Origin of the sequence: uncultured Leifsonia sp. (assembly GCF_945957465.1) — a bacterium.
Taxonomy (GTDB): Bacteria; Actinomycetota; Actinomycetes; order Actinomycetales; family Microbacteriaceae; genus Leifsonia.
Genome location: NZ_CAMFLC010000058.1, coordinates 1 through 15917 on the forward strand (window position 1 = coordinate 1; position 15917 = coordinate 15917).

General features: G+C 71.2%; 17 protein-coding genes. 11 read left to right on the forward strand and 6 right to left on the reverse strand.

From position 1 onward, the window contains the following. On the forward strand, positions 1 to 197 hold a 197-nt coding region (locus Q0Q23_RS17550; protein WP_295127150.1), incomplete at its 5' end, for a hypothetical protein. A 117-nt stretch (positions 198 to 314) separates the two neighbouring features. On the opposite strand, the gene Q0Q23_RS17555 is transcribed toward Q0Q23_RS17550, so the two are convergent. Beyond that, on the reverse strand, positions 315 to 776 hold the full coding sequence (locus Q0Q23_RS17555; RefSeq protein ID WP_295127153.1) for an Lrp/AsnC family transcriptional regulator: 462 nt from the start codon (positions 774 to 776) through the stop codon (positions 315 to 317). 189 nt (positions 777 to 965) lie between these two features. Here Q0Q23_RS17555 and pdhA point away from each other — a divergent pair, with 189 nt between their 5' ends. From pdhA to Q0Q23_RS17570, 3 genes are read left to right on the forward strand one after another with little or no spacing between them, the layout of a single operon-like run. Continuing rightward, positions 966 to 2090: a pyruvate dehydrogenase (acetyl-transferring) E1 component subunit alpha gene (gene pdhA, locus Q0Q23_RS17560; protein WP_295127202.1), complete on the forward strand. Its 1125-nt coding sequence runs from the start codon at positions 966 to 968 to the stop codon at positions 2088 to 2090. Next, on the forward strand, positions 2087 to 3097 hold the full coding sequence (locus Q0Q23_RS17565; RefSeq protein WP_295127156.1) for an alpha-ketoacid dehydrogenase subunit beta: 1011 nt from the start codon (positions 2087 to 2089) through the stop codon (positions 3095 to 3097). Before pdhA ends, Q0Q23_RS17565 begins: the two co-directional genes overlap by 4 nt. Continuing rightward, positions 3097 to 4530 (forward strand): dihydrolipoamide acetyltransferase family protein, encoded by a 1434-nt coding sequence (locus Q0Q23_RS17570; protein WP_295127159.1) that lies wholly within the window; start codon positions 3097 to 3099, stop codon positions 4528 to 4530. The genes Q0Q23_RS17565 and Q0Q23_RS17570 overlap by 1 nt, the downstream gene beginning before the upstream one ends. A gap of 93 nt (positions 4531 to 4623) precedes the next feature. Here Q0Q23_RS17570 and dapD read toward each other — a convergent pair whose 3' ends face one another. Next, positions 4624 to 5613 carry a 2,3,4,5-tetrahydropyridine-2,6-dicarboxylate N-succinyltransferase gene (dapD, locus tag Q0Q23_RS17575; protein WP_295127162.1) on the reverse strand — a complete coding sequence of 330 codons (990 nt, stop codon included), beginning with the start codon at positions 5611 to 5613 and terminating at the stop codon, positions 4624 to 4626. 17 nt (positions 5614 to 5630) lie between these two features. On the opposite strand from dapD, the gene dapE reads away from it, so the two are divergent. The 3 genes from dapE to Q0Q23_RS17590 all read left to right on the forward strand — a co-directional run bounded on the left by dapE (position 5631) and on the right by Q0Q23_RS17590 (position 8215). After that, the gene (gene dapE, locus Q0Q23_RS17580) at positions 5631 to 6713 is read left to right on the forward strand and encodes a succinyl-diaminopimelate desuccinylase (protein WP_295127165.1); all 1083 of its coding nucleotides are present in this window, start codon (positions 5631 to 5633) and stop codon (positions 6711 to 6713) included. Beyond that, positions 6682 to 7926, forward strand: coding sequence for a hypothetical protein (locus tag Q0Q23_RS17585; protein ID WP_295127168.1), 1245 nt, complete (start codon positions 6682 to 6684; stop codon positions 7924 to 7926). Before dapE ends, Q0Q23_RS17585 begins: the two co-directional genes overlap by 32 nt. A gap of 115 nt (positions 7927 to 8041) precedes the next feature. Next, positions 8042 to 8215: a DUF3117 domain-containing protein gene (locus Q0Q23_RS17590; RefSeq protein ID WP_021764147.1), complete on the forward strand. Its 174-nt coding sequence runs from the start codon at positions 8042 to 8044 to the stop codon at positions 8213 to 8215. Positions 8216 to 8299: 84 nt separating this feature from the next. On the opposite strand, the gene Q0Q23_RS17595 is transcribed toward Q0Q23_RS17590, so the two are convergent. After that, on the reverse strand, positions 8300 to 8932 hold the full coding sequence (locus tag Q0Q23_RS17595; protein WP_295127175.1) for an O-methyltransferase: 633 nt from the start codon (positions 8930 to 8932) through the stop codon (positions 8300 to 8302). A gap of 81 nt (positions 8933 to 9013) precedes the next feature. On the opposite strand from Q0Q23_RS17595, the gene Q0Q23_RS17600 reads away from it, so the two are divergent. The 3 genes from Q0Q23_RS17600 to Q0Q23_RS17610 all read left to right on the forward strand — a co-directional run bounded on the left by Q0Q23_RS17600 (position 9014) and on the right by Q0Q23_RS17610 (position 12297). Next, positions 9014 to 9373, forward strand: a complete 360-nt coding sequence (locus Q0Q23_RS17600; RefSeq protein ID WP_295127178.1) for a Sec-independent protein translocase TatB — start codon at positions 9014 to 9016, stop codon at positions 9371 to 9373. 88 nt (positions 9374 to 9461) lie between these two features. Next, complete coding sequence (locus Q0Q23_RS17605) at positions 9462 to 10841, forward strand: MFS transporter (RefSeq protein WP_295127182.1); 1380 nt, start codon at positions 9462 to 9464, stop codon at positions 10839 to 10841. Next, a complete protein-coding gene (locus Q0Q23_RS17610; RefSeq protein ID WP_295127185.1) occupies positions 10828 to 12297 on the forward strand; it encodes an aspartate aminotransferase family protein in 1470 nt (489 codons plus the stop codon). The genes Q0Q23_RS17605 and Q0Q23_RS17610 overlap by 14 nt, the downstream gene beginning before the upstream one ends. A 64-nt stretch (positions 12298 to 12361) precedes the next feature. On the opposite strand, the gene Q0Q23_RS17615 is transcribed toward Q0Q23_RS17610, so the two are convergent. Genes Q0Q23_RS17615 through Q0Q23_RS17625 form a run of 3 tightly spaced genes read right to left on the reverse strand, consistent with a single transcriptional unit; the run spans position 12362 to position 15327 of the window. After that, the gene (locus Q0Q23_RS17615) at positions 12362 to 13510 is read right to left on the reverse strand and encodes an Mrp/NBP35 family ATP-binding protein (RefSeq protein ID WP_295127188.1); all 1149 of its coding nucleotides are present in this window, start codon (positions 13508 to 13510) and stop codon (positions 12362 to 12364) included. Further along, a complete protein-coding gene (locus Q0Q23_RS17620) occupies positions 13503 to 14027 on the reverse strand; it encodes a DUF1003 domain-containing protein (protein ID WP_295127191.1) in 525 nt (174 codons plus the stop codon). Before Q0Q23_RS17620 ends, Q0Q23_RS17615 begins: the two co-directional genes overlap by 8 nt. Continuing rightward, positions 14014 to 15327: a magnesium transporter MgtE N-terminal domain-containing protein gene (locus Q0Q23_RS17625; protein ID WP_295127196.1), complete on the reverse strand. Its 1314-nt coding sequence runs from the start codon at positions 15325 to 15327 to the stop codon at positions 14014 to 14016. The genes Q0Q23_RS17620 and Q0Q23_RS17625 overlap by 14 nt, the downstream gene beginning before the upstream one ends. Before the next feature lie 57 nt (positions 15328 to 15384). Between Q0Q23_RS17625 and Q0Q23_RS17630 the strand changes: the two genes are divergently transcribed. Further along, a partial coding sequence (locus Q0Q23_RS17630) for a general stress protein (protein WP_295127199.1) occupies positions 15385 to 15917 on the forward strand: 533 nt, incomplete at its 3' end.

The window sequence follows — 15917 nt, forward strand, 5'->3', positions numbered from 1 at the left end:
GCAAGCGCGTCGAGAACGTCGAGGACGTGCTCGGCGTCGGCCAGAAGATCCTGGTCGAGATCACCAAGATCGACGACCGCGGAAAGCTGTCGCTCGCACCGGTGATCGCCGACGAGGCGGACACGCAGGGCGGTGACGCGGCCTCCGAGGGGCCGACCGAGCCCGCCGAGGGCGCTCCGGCGCCTGTCGAGAGCTGATCTCGCCGCACCACACGAAGGCCGCGCCGACTCCCGTCGGCGCGGCCTTCGCCGTTCCCGAGGCGGCACAGAATGCGGCGAATCCGCCGAGACGGCGCAGATTGCGCCGTCTCGGCGTCAATCGCGGGTGAGCAGCGGGCGCAGGCGATAGGGGATGAGCTCGCCCATGTCGAGGGAGGTCTCGGCGCGCACGACCCCGTCGGTCGACTGGATCGCGCCGGTGATCCGGAACAGGTCCTCCGCGTCGGTGCACACCACCCGCAGCAGCAGATCGGACGGCCCGGACAGCCCGTGCGCCTGCACGATCTCCGGGATGGCGGCCAGGTGCTCGACGATCTCCGCGAGCTTCTGCTGCTGCACGTGCACCGTCACGAATGCCGCGAGCGGATAGCCGGCGGCCGTCGCCGAGATGCGCCGTTCGAACGAGAGGAACGCTCCGTTCCGCTCCAGTTCGGCCACCCGCGCCTGCACCGTGTTGCGGCTGAGCCCCAGCCGATCGGCGAGCGAGACGTTGGTCGACCGCGGGTCGTCCGCCAGGGCGACGAGGATGCGTCGGTCGGTGGTGTCGAAGATGCGCATAGTGTGAAAGCTAGCATCCTCACGCTCCCGGTGACAGTGCACTATGCACGGTCGACACGCCGTTGGTTGTGCGCGCTGATCGGGGAGCGTACCCTTTCGGGTAATTCCGGCAAGGAGGCCGGAAGCCGGTCATGCGCGCCACAAGCGGGCAGGCCGGACGCGAGAGTGAAGGTTGCGTGAACCGTGACGATCGACAATCAGCCCGACACACGACTCGACGACGTCCGACTCCCGGCCGGCGCCGACACCGTCCGCTTGCTGACCGAGACGGGTGAGCGCGTCAGCGACGTCCGCTTCGACGCCTGGGTCTCCGACATCGGACCCGATCAGCTCCTCGGCCTCTACGAGGACATGGTCGTCATCCGCCGCATCGACTCCGAGGCCACCGCTCTGCAGCGCCAGGGCGAGCTCGGCCTGTGGCCCCCGCTTCTCGGCCAGGAGGCAGCTCAGATCGGCTCCGGGCGCGCCCTCCGCCACGACGACTTCGTCTTCTCCAGCTATCGCGAGCACGGGGTGGCCTACTGCCGGGGAGCCGGCCTGGTCGATCTCCTTCGGGTCTGGCGGGGCACAACCCAGAGCGGCTGGAACCCCTACGACATCAACATGGCGACGCCGCAGGTCATCATCGGCGCACAGACCCTCCACGCCACCGGGTACGCCATCGGCATCCAGGCGGACGGGACGGACGCGGCCTCGATCGCCTATTTCGGCGACGGCGCGACCTCCGAAGGCGACGTCAACGAGGCCCTGATCTTCGCCGCCACCTACGCCGCCCCGGTCATCTTCTTCTGCCAGAACAACCAGTACGCGATCTCCGAGCCGGTCGCGCTGCAGGCGCAGCGCCCGATCGCGGAGCGCGCGCCGGGCTTCGGCGTGCCGAGCGTCCGCGTCGACGGCAACGACGTGCTCGCGGTGATGGCGGTGACGCGTTCCGCCCTCGACCGCGCCCGCAGCGGCGGCGGCCCGACGTTCATCGAAGCCGTCACGTACCGGATGGGCCCGCACACCACGGCCGACGACCCGAGCCGCTACCGCGACCCCGCCGAGCTCGACGAGTGGCGCGCCAAAGACCCGGTCGCGCGGGTGGAGGCGCACCTCGCAGCGGCCGGTCTGCTGACCCCGGAGACCCTCGCCGCCATCCAGGAGCACGCCGATGCGGTCGCCTCTGAGATGCGCCAGGGGGTCGTCTCGCTGCAGGACCCGGACCCGATGACCGTCTTCGACAACGTCTACGCCGAGCCGCACACCGGCCTCGCCCGTCAGCGGGACCACTATTCGCGTTACCTGCGCACGTTCGTCGGCGGTGACCGATGACAGCACTCACCATGGCCAAGGCCATCAACGCCGGTCTGCGCCGCTCGCTGGCCGACGACGACCGCGTGGTGCTGATGGGGGAGGACATCGGCACGCTCGGCGGCGTGTTCCGCGTCACCGACGGTCTGCAGACCGAGTTCGGCCCGCGGAGGGTGATGGATTCGCCGCTGGCCGAGTCCGGCATCCTGGGCACGGCCGTCGGCATGGCGTACCGCGGGCTGCGGCCGGTGGTCGAGATCCAGTTCGACGGCTTCATCTACCCCGCCTTCGATCAGATCGTCAGCCAAGTGGCGCGCATGCACTACCGCACGGCCGGCGCCGTGCGGATGCCGATCACGATCCGGGTGCCCTTTGCGGGCGGGATCGGCGCCGCCGAGCACCACTCCGACTCTCCCGAGGCGTACTTCGCCCATGCAGCGGGCCTGCGCGTGGTCAGCCCGTCGACGCCGCAGGACGCATACACGCTCATCCGGCAGGCCATCGCCTCGGACGATCCTGTGCTGTTCTTCGAGCCCAAGCGCCGCTATCACGCCAAGGGCGACGTGGACGTGGAGGCGCCGCTGCAGGACGCCCGGCCGATGGGTACGGCCCGCGTGGTCTCGCCCGGCAGCGACGTGACGCTGGTGACGTACGGCGGCCTGGTGCAGTTGGCGTCCGACGCGGCGATGGCCGCGTCGGACGAGGGCGTGTCGGTGGAGGTCGTCGACCTCCGTTCGCTGTCGCCGCTCGACCTCGACACGGTCGCTGCGTCGGTCCGCAAGACCGGCCGGCTCGTGATAACGCACGAGGCCGCTCTGTCGGGGGGCCTCGGCGCCGAGATCTCGGCGTCGATCACCGAGCGCTGCTTCTACCACCTGGAGCACGCGCCGGTGCGGATCACCGGGCACGACATCCCCTACCCGCCCGCCCGGCTGGAGGCCGCGCACCTGCCCGACCTCGACCGCATCCTCGACGGCATCGACCGGGCGATGGACCGGCCGAACTCGCTGAGCGGGGTGGACGACTGATGGCGGTCAAGGACTTCGCCCTGCCCGACCTCGGGGAGGGGCTGACCGAATCGGAGCTGGTGAGCTGGCACGTCGCCGTCGGCGACACCGTGCGGCTGAACCAGATCATCGCCGAGGTGGAGACCGCCAAAGCACTGGTGGAGCTGCCCGCGCCCTACGAGGGCACCGTGTCGCGGCTGTACGTGGAACCGGGTGTGACGGTCGCGGTGGGGGAGCCTCTGGTGGCGTTCGAGGTGGCGGGCGCGCCGGGAGCAGACCCCGAGCCGGAGCCCGCGTCGACCTCCGACAGCGCGGCCGCGCCGTCGCAGCCGGCGGAGGCCCGCGAGCCGGTGCTCGTGGGCTACGGCGCACGTCCCGACACGCAGGGCAGACCGGCCCGACGCGCCCGCCCGGGGTTGGCTGGGGCGGTCGCGCCGGCCGCTGCCGCTGCACCTGCTCCCGCCGCACCCTCTCCCGCTGCACCCTCTCCCGCTGCGCCGTCTCCCGTTGCGCCCGAGCCGCCTGTCGCGGCGCTCGCGACGGCGACGGTGACCGACGTGCATGAGCGTCCCCGCGCCACACCGCCGGTCCGCAAGCTCGCGCGCGAGCGCGGCATCGACCTCGCAGCCGTCCGCGGGACGGGCGAGCGCGGCCTGGTCACGCGCGCCGACCTCGACGCGTTCCACGCGCCCACCGCGACGACGACCGCGCCGACGAACGAGACGACGGCCGAGACCGCCACCACGCCGGCGGCGGGCGAGGTCCGCATCCCGATCCGCGGGGTGCGCAAGGCCACGGCGGAGGCCATGGTCCGCAGCGCGTTCGGCGCTCCGCAGGCCACTGTCTTCCTGACCGTCGACGTCACGCCTACGACCGAACTGATCGAGCGGCTGCGGGCGCGTCCCGACCTCGCCGAGGCGCGTCCCGGGCTGTCGGCGGTCGTCGCCAAGGCGCTGTGCCTGGCCGCCCGCCGCACGCCCGAGGTCAACTCGCGCTGGGATGAGGCCGCCCAGGAGATCGTGCAGACCAGGGCCATCCACCTCGGCATCGCCGCAGCGACCCCGCGCGGTCTGATGGTCCCGGTCATCCGCGACGCCGACGCCCTCTCGCTCGCCGAGCTGTCCGCCGCCATCCGCGACCTGGCCGTCACCGCGCGGTCCGGCAAGACTCCGCCGGCCGCTCTCACGGGCGGGACGATCACGATCACGAATGTCGGCGTGTTCGGCGTGGACGCGGGCACGCCGATCCTGACGCCGGGGGAGGCCGCCATCCTCGCGGTGGGCGCGGTGCGCCGCCAGCCCTGGGAGCACGAGGGCGGCATCGCCCTACGCGACGTGCTGACGCTGGCCGTCACCTTCGACCACCGCATCGTCGACGGCGAGCAGGGCTCGCGCTTCCTCGCCGACATCGGCCGCATCCTGGCCGACCCGGCCTCCGTCCTGACCCTCGTCTGACGGCACGACCGCACCCGAAGGGCGCCGAAACGTCCCTAAAACTCGCCTTTAGGGGCGTTTACGCGCCCCTCGACGTGCGTCAGGCGACGTGCGTCAGGCGTGGAGGGCGGCGTTCAGCTCGACACCCGTCCCGGAACGGCGGAGCACCTCGACGGCGCCGGTCAGCGAGTTGCGGCGGAACAGCAGCCCGGGGACCCCGGAGAGCTCGACCGCCTTGACCGTCTGCGGACCGCCGTCCGCGGTCGCCGGACCATCGACGACCACGACCTTCGTGCCCGCCGTGACATAGAGGCCCGCCTCGACCACCGTGTCGTCGCCGATCGAGATTCCGATGCCGGAGTTCGCGCCGAGGAGGGCGCGCTCGCCGATCGCCACGCGCTGGGTGCCGCCGCCCGACAGGGTGCCCATGATGGAGGCGCCGCCGCCGATGTCGGAGCCGTCGCCGACGACGACTCCCTGCGAGATGCGACCCTCGACCATCGACGAACCCAGGGTGCCCGCGTTGAAGTTGACGAAGCCCTCGTGCATCACCGTGGTGCCGGGCGCGAGGTGGGCGCCCAGCCGCACGCGCGACGCGTCGGCGATGCGCACGCGTTCCGGCGTCACGTAGTCGAGCAGGCGCGGGAACTTGTCGATTCCGGTCACGTGGATCCCGGCCCGCTGCAGCCGGGGCCGGAGTCGCTCGACGTCGGCCGGCAGCACCGGGCCCGCGTTGGTCCACGCCACGATGGGCAGATGGGCGAACACGCCGTCGAGGTTCACCGTGTTCGGTCGGACCAGGAGGTGGGAGAGCAGGTGGAGCCTCAGGTACGCGTCCGGCGTGGAGGCCGGCGCGGCGTCGAGGTCGATCTCGACGGTCACGATGTCGATGCGCACATTGCGCCGCGCGTCGTCGCCCGCGAGCTCTTCGATGTCGGCCGGTGCGATCCAGCGCTCCCGGCCGGCCGGGATGCCGCCGAGCTTCGGCTCGGGGAACCAGGTGTCGAGCACCGTCCCGTCCCCGGCGACCGTCGCCAGGCCATAGCCCCAGGCGGTGCGGGCCTCGGCGGACGCGGCGGACTCGTCAGAAAAGTCGGAAGGCATGCCCCTAGATTAGTAGGGTGCCTCTCGACCTCACCGCCACGTCCATCGACCTCACGCGCCAGATCTGCGACATCGAGTCGGTGTCGGGCGACGAGGGGACACTCGCCGACGCCATCGTCGAGGCCCTCGCTCCTCTGCCGCACCTCGAGCTCATCCGAGACGGAGACACGGTCGTCGCGCGCACGAACCTGGGGCGCGAGCGGCGCGCGCTGATCGCCGGGCACATCGACACGGTGCCGCTCAACGGCAACCTCCCGACCCGGTTCGAAGACGAGGCCGGAGTCCGGTACCTGTGGGGTCGTGGCACCGTCGACATGAAGGCCGGCGTGGCCGTTCAGCTCAAGCTCGCGGCCGAGCTCACCGACCCCGCCATCGACGTGACCTGGATGTGGTACGACCACGAGGAGGTCAACGCGGAGCTGAACGGTCTCGGCCGGCTCGCGCGCAACCGTCCCGACCTGTTCGTGGGCGACTTCGCGATCCTGGGCGAACCGAGCAACGGAGTGGTGGAGGGCGGCTGCAACGGCAACCTCCGCGTCGAGGTCCGCGCCTACGGGCTGCGCGCGCACTCCGCCCGCGGCTGGGTGGGCGAGAACGCCATCCACAAGATCGCGCCCGTCCTCGATCTCCTCGCCGGGTACACCGCGCGCAAGGTGGAGGTCGACGGGCTGGTGTATCGCGAAGGCCTGAACGCCGTCGGCATCTCGGGCGGAGTCGCGGGCAACATCATCCCCGACGAGGCGATGGTGCACATCAACTACCGGTTCGCACCGTCGCGCAGCTCGGAGGAGGCGGTCGCCTACCTGCACGAGCTGTTCGACGGCTACGAGATCACCGTGGTCGACCGGGCGGACGGCGCCCGTCCCGGGCTCGACGCCCCTCTCGCGCAGGAGTTCGTCAGCGCGGTCGGCGGCGTCGCCAAGCCGAAGTACGGCTGGACGGACGTCGCCCGGTTCAGCGCGCTCGGCATCCCGGCCGTCAACTACGGGCCGGGCGACCCGCTCAAGGCGCACGCCGACGACGAGCGCGTCGATGTCGAGCAGATCGTCTCGGTGGAGGCGGGTCTCCGTGACTGGCTCAGCGGTCCCGGCGCCCGCTGAGGCTCAGGAGGCCGTCGGGCCGTCCGCCGTGCCCTGGTGGTCGCGGTGGTGGGTGCGGGTCCTCGCGATCTTCCTCGCCAGCCGGGTCGTCACGACCATCATCCTGCTGGGCTTCGCTGCAGGACAGGGCAAGAACCCCTGGACAGGCGCGCATCCCGACTACTTCTCCTACGCCACCATCTGGGACGGCCTCTGGTACAACATCGTCGCGGGCTGGGGGTATCCATCCGCGCTGCCGGTCGCAGACGGTCACGTCACCGAGAACGCCTGGGCGTTCCTGCCCGGATACCCGTGGCTGGTGGATGCGGTCATGTTCGTCAGCCGCCTTCCTTGGTCGCCCGCGGCGGTCCTCGTATCGGTGGTGTGCGCGGCGGGCGCGGCGCTGGTGTTCTACCGCCTGATGCTGCGCGTCGGCCTCGGCTCGTCGACGAGTCTGTTCGCCGTCGTCCTGTTCTGCGTCGCGCCGGTCTCGCCGCTCTTCCAGGTCGCCTACGCCGAATCGCTCTACCTCCTGCTGCTGGCGACTGCTCTCCTCCTGCTCGTGGAACGCCGCTACGGCTGGCTCTTCCCGATCGTGCTGGTGATGGCCTTCACCCGTCCGAGCGGGCTTGCCTTCGCCCTCGCGGTGGGGCTCCATGTGATCTACCGCTGGGTGCGCAGACGCACGGAGCCGTTCCCTCGGAAGGAGCGCGCGCTGAGCGCGGCACTCGCGGTGTTCAGCGCGGTCGCGGGCGTGGCGTGGCCGGCGATCGCCGCCGTCGCGACCGGATCCCTGACCGCCTACACCGACACCGAGCTGGCGTGGCGGTCGCCGTACATCGGCTACACGCACCTGGTGCCGTTCACACCGTGGTTCCAGGGCGCCGACTGGTGGGCGAGTGTGATGCTGGGCATTCCCGGCTGGGTCGGCATTCTCGCCATGGTGCTGATCGTGGCCGTGTTCGCCGTGCTGCTGTTCTCGCCGGCTGTGCGTCGCCTCGGCGTCGACCTGCGCTTCTGGATCGCCGCGTACTCCCTCTACCTGCTCGCCGTCTTCTTCCCGCAGTCGAGCACCTTCCGCATCCTCATGCCGCTGTTCCCGTTGCTGGGCGTGGTGGCGATGCCGAGGAGCCGGGTGTACCGGGCCGGGATCGTCGTGCTCTGCCTGCTGTTGCAGGTCGGCTGGATCGCGATCTGCTGGGGCGTCGACGGCGCCGACTGGTCACCGCCGTGATCGGTGGCCCGCTGCGATCGCACGCGGCCCATTGTGCGGTGGGGTAGACCGGCGATTTCCCCCGTCCGCCGCCGATGACGGATAATGGAGGAGACATCCACGAAAGGGGAGCTGCATGGCGGCCATGAAGCCGAGGACCGGGGACGGGCCGATGGAGGCTGTGAAGGAGGGACGGCTCATCATCGTGCGGGTGCCGCTCGAAGGTGGGGGACGCCTGGTCGTCTCCGTCAATGACGCGGAGGCCAAGGAGCTCCACGACGCTCTCGCGAGCGTCGTGAGCGCCTCCTGACGATCGACCCGACGAGAAGAGGCCCCGAGAGATCGGGGCCTTTTCTCGCGTCCGGGCTGATTCCCGCCCGGGCGTCGAGCTCGGTTACGGCGTGAGCTTGGTGATCTGCAGCAGGCCGTCGGCGGCCGGCGAGAGCGCGCTGATGACGGCGCCCGAGGCCGCGGTCTCGGTGATCAGCGTGCGATACCCGGTCGCGAGCGGATCACGGGCGGCCGGGTCGGAGACCCTGCCCCGCCAGAGCGCGTGCGCAACCAGCACGGTGCCGCCGGGGCGGACCAGCCGGAGGCCGTGCTCGACGTACTCGATCACGGATTGCGGGTCGGCGTCGATGAAGACGATGTCGTACGAGTTCTCGTTCATCCGGGGGAGCACGTCGAGGGCGCGGCCGGTGATGAGGCGCACCCGGTTGGCCGCGACGCCGGCCTCGGTGAAGAAGGTGCGGGCGTGCTGCTGGTGGTCGACCTCGACATCGATGCTGGTGAGCTGCGCCTGCGTGCCACCGGTCAGGAGCCAGAGCCCGGAGACGCCGACGCCGGTGCCGATCTCGACGATGTTCTCGGCGGCCGTCGCCGCGACGACCACGGCGGCCTGGGCGCCCGTGCTGGGAGCGATGGGCTCGACGCCCAGTTCGAGGGATTGCTGGCGTGCCCGCGTGATCACTTCGCTCTCGACGATGATGTCGTCGGCGAATCTCCAGTTCGAGTCCTTGTCTGACACTGTTCTCCCGTCGGTGGCTCCGATCCAGGATAGGCCCCCGGAATCCAGCATTCGTGCAGCCGCGCGCGATACTCTGTATGTGTGTTCGGCCTGACTCCGGAGAAGCTCCTCATCATCGCGGTGATCGCCGCGTTCCTCATCGGGCCCGAGCGCCTGCCGCAGTACGCGGCCAAGCTCAGCCAGCTGATCCGCTCGATGCGCGACTTCGCCAACGGCGCCAAGGCGCGCATGAAGGAAGAGATGGGCCCCGAGTTCGACGATGTCGACTGGAAGAAGCTCGATCCGCGCCAGTACGACCCCCGCCGAATCGTCCGCGAGGCGCTGATGGACGATTCGCCCGCGCCCGCGGCGATCAAGCCGGTGACGCAGTCGGCCTACGCGCAGCGCACGCAGGCGCTCCCGAGCGGCTCCGTTCCGCCGTTCGACGCCGAATCCACCTGAGCGGTCGTACACGCACCGCGTGGGCCTGCCCGCGCGTCGCCGAGGATCCGACGCGCCGATACGCCTGTGTATCCCTTACGATGCGGGAATGATCGCAACGCAGCAGTCGCTGGCCCGGTCGACGGTCGCCCGCTATGCCGTCGGTTCGCTCGGCACCGGAGGCTTCGCGACGCTCCCCGGGCTCGTCCTCGTCTATTACCTGACCGAGTCGCTCGGGGTCGCTGCTTTCGCGGCGGGTGCCGTGGTCACGGTCGCCAAGGTCTGGGATGTGATCATCGATCCCGTGATCGGCGCGCGAAGCGACCGCATGCTCGCAGCCCGCGGTTCCCGACGCCCGATGATGGTCGTGGGAGCCATCGCGCTGCCGGTGTTCTTCCTGCTGACCTTCGCGGTGCCGCCGGGGACCCCGACGGCGCTGTCGGCTCTCTGGGTGTTCCTGGCCTTCCTGATCACGGCGACCGCGTTCAGTCTGTTCCAGGTGCCGTACATCGCGCTGCCGGCCGAACTCGCGGCCGGGTACGACGAGCGCACGCGCCTGCTCACGTGGCGCGTGGTGGTCCTCACCTTCGCCATCCTCCTGTTCGGCGCGGGCGGACCCGCCCTCCGCTCACTGGGCGGCGGCACGGGGTTCACCGCGTACTTCGTCATGGCGCTGGTCGCCGGGCTCGTGATCGGAGCGGGCATGCTCGTGTCCGCGTTCGTGGCGCCCCGGCAGCCGCCCGCGGACATCCTCCCGCCGCGGCAGAGCATGCTGGTCACGCTGCGCACCAACTATGCGGCCGGGTTCGCGGCGCTCCGCGACAGCCAGCCGTTCCGGGCGCTGCTCTCGACGTTCCTGCTTCAGGGCCTCGCGACCGGGATGATGCTGACCGGGGCGAATTACGTCGCGACCTGGGTGCTGCACTCCGAAGACGCCGTCACCCTGCTCTTCCTCGCGCTGATCGGCCCCGCCCTCGTCGTCACGCCGGTGTGGGGCGCCGTGGCGCGCCGGATCGGCAAGGAGCGCGGGTTCCGGATCGCGAGCGTCCTGTTCGGCGTCGCGGCTCTGTCGATGGTGCTCCTGATCTGGGTGCCGGGGGCGTGGGTCTACGCGTCGGTCGCACTGGCCGGAGCCGCCTACGCCGGAATGCAGTCGCTGCCGATGTCCATGCTGCCCGACGTCATCTCCCACGACGCGCGCCGCAACGGGCCCGGCCGCGCGGGGACGTTCGGCGGGATGTGGACGGCGGGCGAGACGACCGGGATGGCGCTCGGCGCAGCTGCGTTCACCACGGTCATCGGCGTCGCCGGCTACATCTCGGGCGCGGCCGATCTCTCCGCCGCGACCGCGGGGGTCAGCCAGCCGTCCAGTGCGATCGACGGGATCGTGCTGGCGTTCAGCCTCATCCCGGCGGCGATCGTCGCGGTCAGCCTGGTGCCGCTCGTCCGCTACCGGCTGCGGAAGGGAGACGTCGATGACATCCTTTGACCGTGACGCGATCCTCGCCCGGCTCGCGGCGCTGCGCGCGGCCGACGCGCCGACGCACGGCGGCCACGTGCTCAGCTATGTGTACGACTCCGGAATCGCCGAGCTCGATGAGCTCGCCGCGGCCGCGGTCCGGCTCGTCCAGCCGGTGAACGGACTCGATCCCACGACCTTCACCTCGGTCGCCGTCATGGAGCGCGAGGTGCTCGGGTTCGCCCGTGAACTGCTCCACGGCGGCGACGAGGTCGTCGGCTCGGTGACGTCCGGCGGAACCGAATCGTGCCTGCTCGCGGTGAAGACCGCGCGCGAGGCCTGGCGTGCGGCGGGAGGTGCCGGCCGCCCGCGGATCGTCGCACCGGTGACCGTGCACGCAGCCTTCCACAAAGCGGCGGAGTACTTCGGCCTCGATCTCGACCTGGTGCCGGTGGACGCACGTACGGGGAGGCTGGACGCCGAGCGTCTTGTCGAGCGGCTGGTACCGGACGTCGCGCTGGCGGTCGTCTCGGCGCCGTCGTACCCGTACGGCTCGCTCGATCCGGTGGAGGAGGTCGCCGCGGCGTGCGACGAGGCGGGGGTCGACCTCCACGTCGACGCGTGCTTCGGCGGCTGGATCCTGCCGTTCTGGCGGGAGGCGGACGGCTCCGCCCTGCCACCGTGGGACTTCCGGGTGCCCGGGGTCACGAGCGTGTCCGCCGATGTCCACAAGTTCGGTTACGCGCCCAAAGGCGCGAGCGTGCTGCTGCAGCGCGGTCGTGACAGGCAGCGGCTGCAGTACTTCGCCACCACAGGATGGCCGGGCTATCCGGTCGTGAACCCGACGCTCCTCGGGTCGAAGTCGGCCGGTGCTCTCGCCGCGTCCTGGGCGATCATCCAGGCCCTCGGCGCCCGCGGATTCGCCGAGCTGGCCGACTCCTGCCTGCGCGCCACGCGCGCGCTGGGCGATATCGTCGGTGACATCGAGGGGCTGCGCGTCGTCGGTGAGCCGACCGGGCCGTTGCTTGCCGTGACGGCGGACGACAGCGTCGCCGCCGAGCGGCGGGTCGATCCGCACCGGTGGGCGGACCGGGCCCGCCGCCGCGGCTGGCACCTGCAGCTGCAGCCCGGACTGACCCAGTCCGACGGCACCCGGCTGCCCCGCACGACGCACCTGACGATCACACCGGTGACGCACGACCGGGTGGACGAATTGGAGGCCGCGCTGAGGGCGTCTGCCGACGACGTGCGCGGTGAGCCGCCGGCGGACGGCGCAGCGCTGCGGGCGGCCCTTCCCCCGCTCGCCGCGTCCGCTCTCGACTCGGACACGGCAGCGGGCGTCCTGCGGGCGGCCGGCATCGCGGGGGACGGCCCCGGCCTCCCGGACGAGCAGGCACCGCTGCTGGCCCTCATCGAGGCGCTGCCGCGTCCGGTGACCGAGCGGCTGCTCGTCGAGCTGCTGGCGCGCATCGTCGAGCCGGGGTGACCAGCGCCGGGCGATACGGGTGGCGGCGGGTGGCGGCGCGCGCCTCGGCGTGCGTGGCTCCGACCTAGTGGACCGACAATCCCAGCTTGCGGCCGGCGAGCCCGCGCGCTCGGACGGCCAGTTGCTCCGCCACCGCGCGGATGGTCGCCGCCGCCGGGTCCTGGGGGTCGGTGACGACGATCGGCGCCCCAGCGTCGCCGCCGGCCCGCAGCGCGATGCTCAGCGGCACGCTCGCCAGCAACGGCACCGGCTCGTCCTGGCCGGCGCTCAGCCGTCGCGCGACCTCCGCGCCGCCTCCGGCGCCGAACAACTCCAGCACACTGCCGTCGGGCTGGACCAGGCCGGCCATGTTCTCCACCACCCCGACGATGCGCTGGCCGGTCTGCCGGGCGACGACGCCGGAGCGCTCGGCGACGTCGGCCGCGGCCGGCTGCGGGGTGGTGATGACGAGCACCTCGGCCTGCGGCAACAACTGACCGACCGAGATCGCCACGTCGCCCGTGCCGGGCGGCAGGTCGAGCAGGAGCACATCCAGGTCGCCGAAGAACACGTCGCCGAGGAACTGCTGGATGGTCCGGTGCAGCATCGGTCCGCGCCAGGCGACGGCGGCGGACGCCGAGTCGACGAACATCCCGATCGAGATCACCTTCACGCCGTACGCCACCGGAGGCAGGATCATGTCGTCCACCCGCGTCGGCCGGACGGCGACCCCCGCTGCGTCGGTCAGGCCGAGCAGCCCCGGCACCGAGAAGCCGTGCACATCCGCGTCCACCACGCCGACCCGGAGACCGCGCTCGGCGAGGGCGACCGCCAGATTCGCGGTGACGGTGGACTTGCCCACCCCGCCCTTGCCGCTGGTCACGGCATAGATGCGGGTCAGCGAATCGGGCCCGAATTGCTGCGCCCGTGCGGCTCGGCCGCCCCGCAGCTTCTGGGTGAGGGCGGTGCGCTCGGCGGGCGACATCACCGAGACGTCGACGGTGACGGCGGTGACACCGGGCACCGAGGCGGCGGCCGTCCGCACATCGCGCTCGATGGCGTCGGCCGCGGGACAGCCGACGATCGTCAGCTTCACCTGCACGGTGGCGTGGCCGGCGGCATCGACCTCCACACCGCCGATCATGTCGAGCTCAGTGACCGGCTTGCGGATCTCGGGGTCGAGGACGCCGCCGAGCGCACGCCCCACGAGCTCGGCGAGCGCGGGCTCAGGCACGTGCGCGCCCGCCCTCGTCGGGCTCGCCCTTCTCGAGATCCTCCAGCAGAGCGCGCAGCTCGGCGCGGATGAAGTCCTTGGTGGCCATGTCCTTGACCGCCAGCCGGAGCGCCACGACCTCCCGCGCCAGATACTCGGTGTCGGCGAGGTTCCGTTCGGCACGCTGCCGGTCCTGCTCGATCTGGACGCGGTCGCGGTCGTCCTGCCGGTTCTGGGCGAGCAGGATCAGGGGAGCAGCGTACGAGGCCTGCAGCGACAGCACCAGCGTCAGAGCGATGAAGCCGAGCGCCGCGGAGTCGAAGCGCCAGGCGTTCGGTGCCAGCGTGTTCCACAGCATCCACGCCGCCACGAAGATGGTCAGGCCGAGGACGAACCACGGCGTCCCCATCCCGCGCGCGATCCACTCGGTGAACCGGCCGAAGCGGTCGCTCTGCTCGAACGGGTCGCGGCGGGGGAGCACCGACGTGCGCAGACCCTTCGGGGCGTCCAGGCTCGTGTCCTGCCTACCTCGTGCCACTTCCGCCCCTCCTTCCGTTCACGATGCGGATACTGCCGGTCTCGTCGGACGGGGCTTTCACGGGCTCGTCCTCGTCTTGACTTCGCCAGTCGTCGGGCAGGAGATAGTCGAGGATGTCGTCGATGGTCACCACCCCGACGAGCCGATGCTTCTCGTCCACCACCGGAACGGACACGAGGTTGTAGCTGGCGAGGATGCGCGAGACCTCCGCCGCAGACGTGTCGGCCGTCACCGGCTCCAAACTCGGGTCGAGGAGCGTCCCGAGACGCACGTGCGGCGGGTAGCGCAGCATCCGCTGGAAGTGCACGATGCCGAGGAACCGCCCCGTCGGAGCCTCGTAGGGCGGGAGGGTGACGCACACCGCGGCGCCCAGGGCGGGCGCGAGCTCGTGCCGGCGGATCAGGGCCAGGCCCTCGGCGACGGTAGCGTCGGCCGAGACGATGATCGGCTCCGTCGTCATCAGACCGCCCGCGGTCTCGGGGGCGTAGGTCAGGAGCATCCGCACGTCGTCGGCCTCCTCGGGCTCCATGAGCTCCAGGAGGTGCTCGCCGCGCTCATCGGAGAGCTGGGCGATGAGGTCGGCGGCATCGTCGGGCTGCATCTGGTCGAGCACGTCGGCGGCCCGGTCGTCGTCGAGCTGGGAGAGGATCTGCACCTGCTCGCTCTCGGGCATCTCCTCCAGAACGTCGGCCAGGCGGTCGTCGGGGAGCTCCTCGGCGACTTCGAGCATGCGCTGCTGCGGGAGGTCGAGCAGTGTGTTCGCGAGGTCGGCCGGTTTGAGCTCCGAGTAGGTCGCGATCAGCTGCTCGGCGGACTGCGCCTCGCCGCGGGCCTGCTTCTCGCGCACCTCGTTCCAGGCGGCGAACGTGGTCGGCCCCTTGCCGAACGGGGACGACCCGGTCTTGGGCCGGCGCACGAAGAGCTGACTGACCGCCCACTCGCCCGTGTCGGACTCCTCGATCGCGACATCCTCGATGGTCGCCTCGCCGGTGCCGTCGGTGAAGACCACCTTGCGGCCGAGCAGTTCGGCGATGACCCGCACCTCGCCGCCGCGCTGCTCGAAACGGCGCACGTTGATCAGGCCGTTGGTGATGATCTGGCCGCTCGAGATGCTCGTCACACGCCCGATCGAGAGGAACACGCGCCGCTTGCCCGGGATCTCGACGATGAGCCCCACGACGCTGGGCGGATCGTCTTTGCGGTACACCACCAGGACGTCGCGGACGCGCCCGACCCGGTCGCCGACCGGATCGAACACGCTGGTGCCGGCCAGACGGGCGACGAAGATGCGGGTACTCACGACTAATAACTTAAGCCCTACCGGCCGGGCGGACGGTGAGGATGGGACAATGGGGCGATGACCACTCCAAGCCCGCTCGGCGGACGTAACCGGATGCTCTTCCCGACGATGCCCCGGGGCGAGGTCGTGGCCGCCTACGAGACGTACCTCGACGCGCAGCAAGCCGTCGATGTGCTGGCCCGCGCGGACTTCCCGGTGGACAAGGTCTCGATCGTCGGCAGCGACCTCAAAAGCGTCGAGCGCGTCACCGGCAAGCTCACCTGGGGGCGGGTCGCACTGGCGGGAGCGGCCTCCGGCGCCTGGCTCGGCATCTTCTTCGGGTTGCTGCTGCTGATCTTCTCGCCGACCGTCAGCTACGCGTTCGTGATCGCCGCCGTGCTCATCGGCGCCGGATTCGGGATGCTGTTCGGCATCGTGTCGTACGCGATCAACCGCCGCCGCCGCGACTACACGTCGGTGATGCAGGTGATCGCCACGAGCTACTCCGTGCTGGTCGACCCCGACCTCGTCAACCGGGCGCGCAACCTGCTCGGCGGGCGGCCGGACGCCACCCCGGCGCCGGGCGGCTGGACGCAGCCGGAGCACCCGTC

What these genes read in the sequence shown, in the direction of transcription:
- dapD (WP_295127162.1), bottom strand. Translation starts at nt 5,613, where the DNA reads ATGCCTTCCGACTTTTCTGACGAGTCCGCCGCGTCCGCCGAGGCCCGC.
- Q0Q23_RS17610 (WP_295127185.1), top strand. Translation starts at nt 10,828, where the DNA reads ATGACATCCTTTGACCGTGACGCGATCCTCGCCCGGCTCGCGGCGCTG.
- Q0Q23_RS17570 (WP_295127159.1), top strand. Translation starts at nt 3,097, where the DNA reads ATGGCGGTCAAGGACTTCGCCCTGCCCGACCTCGGGGAGGGGCTGACC.
- Q0Q23_RS17605 (WP_295127182.1), top strand. Translation starts at nt 9,462, where the DNA reads ATGATCGCAACGCAGCAGTCGCTGGCCCGGTCGACGGTCGCCCGCTAT.
- Q0Q23_RS17565 (WP_295127156.1), top strand. Translation starts at nt 2,087, where the DNA reads ATGACAGCACTCACCATGGCCAAGGCCATCAACGCCGGTCTGCGCCGC.
- Q0Q23_RS17555 (WP_295127153.1), bottom strand. Translation starts at nt 776, where the DNA reads ATGCGCATCTTCGACACCACCGACCGACGCATCCTCGTCGCCCTGGCG.
- Q0Q23_RS17590 (WP_021764147.1), top strand. Translation starts at nt 8,042, where the DNA reads ATGGCGGCCATGAAGCCGAGGACCGGGGACGGGCCGATGGAGGCTGTG.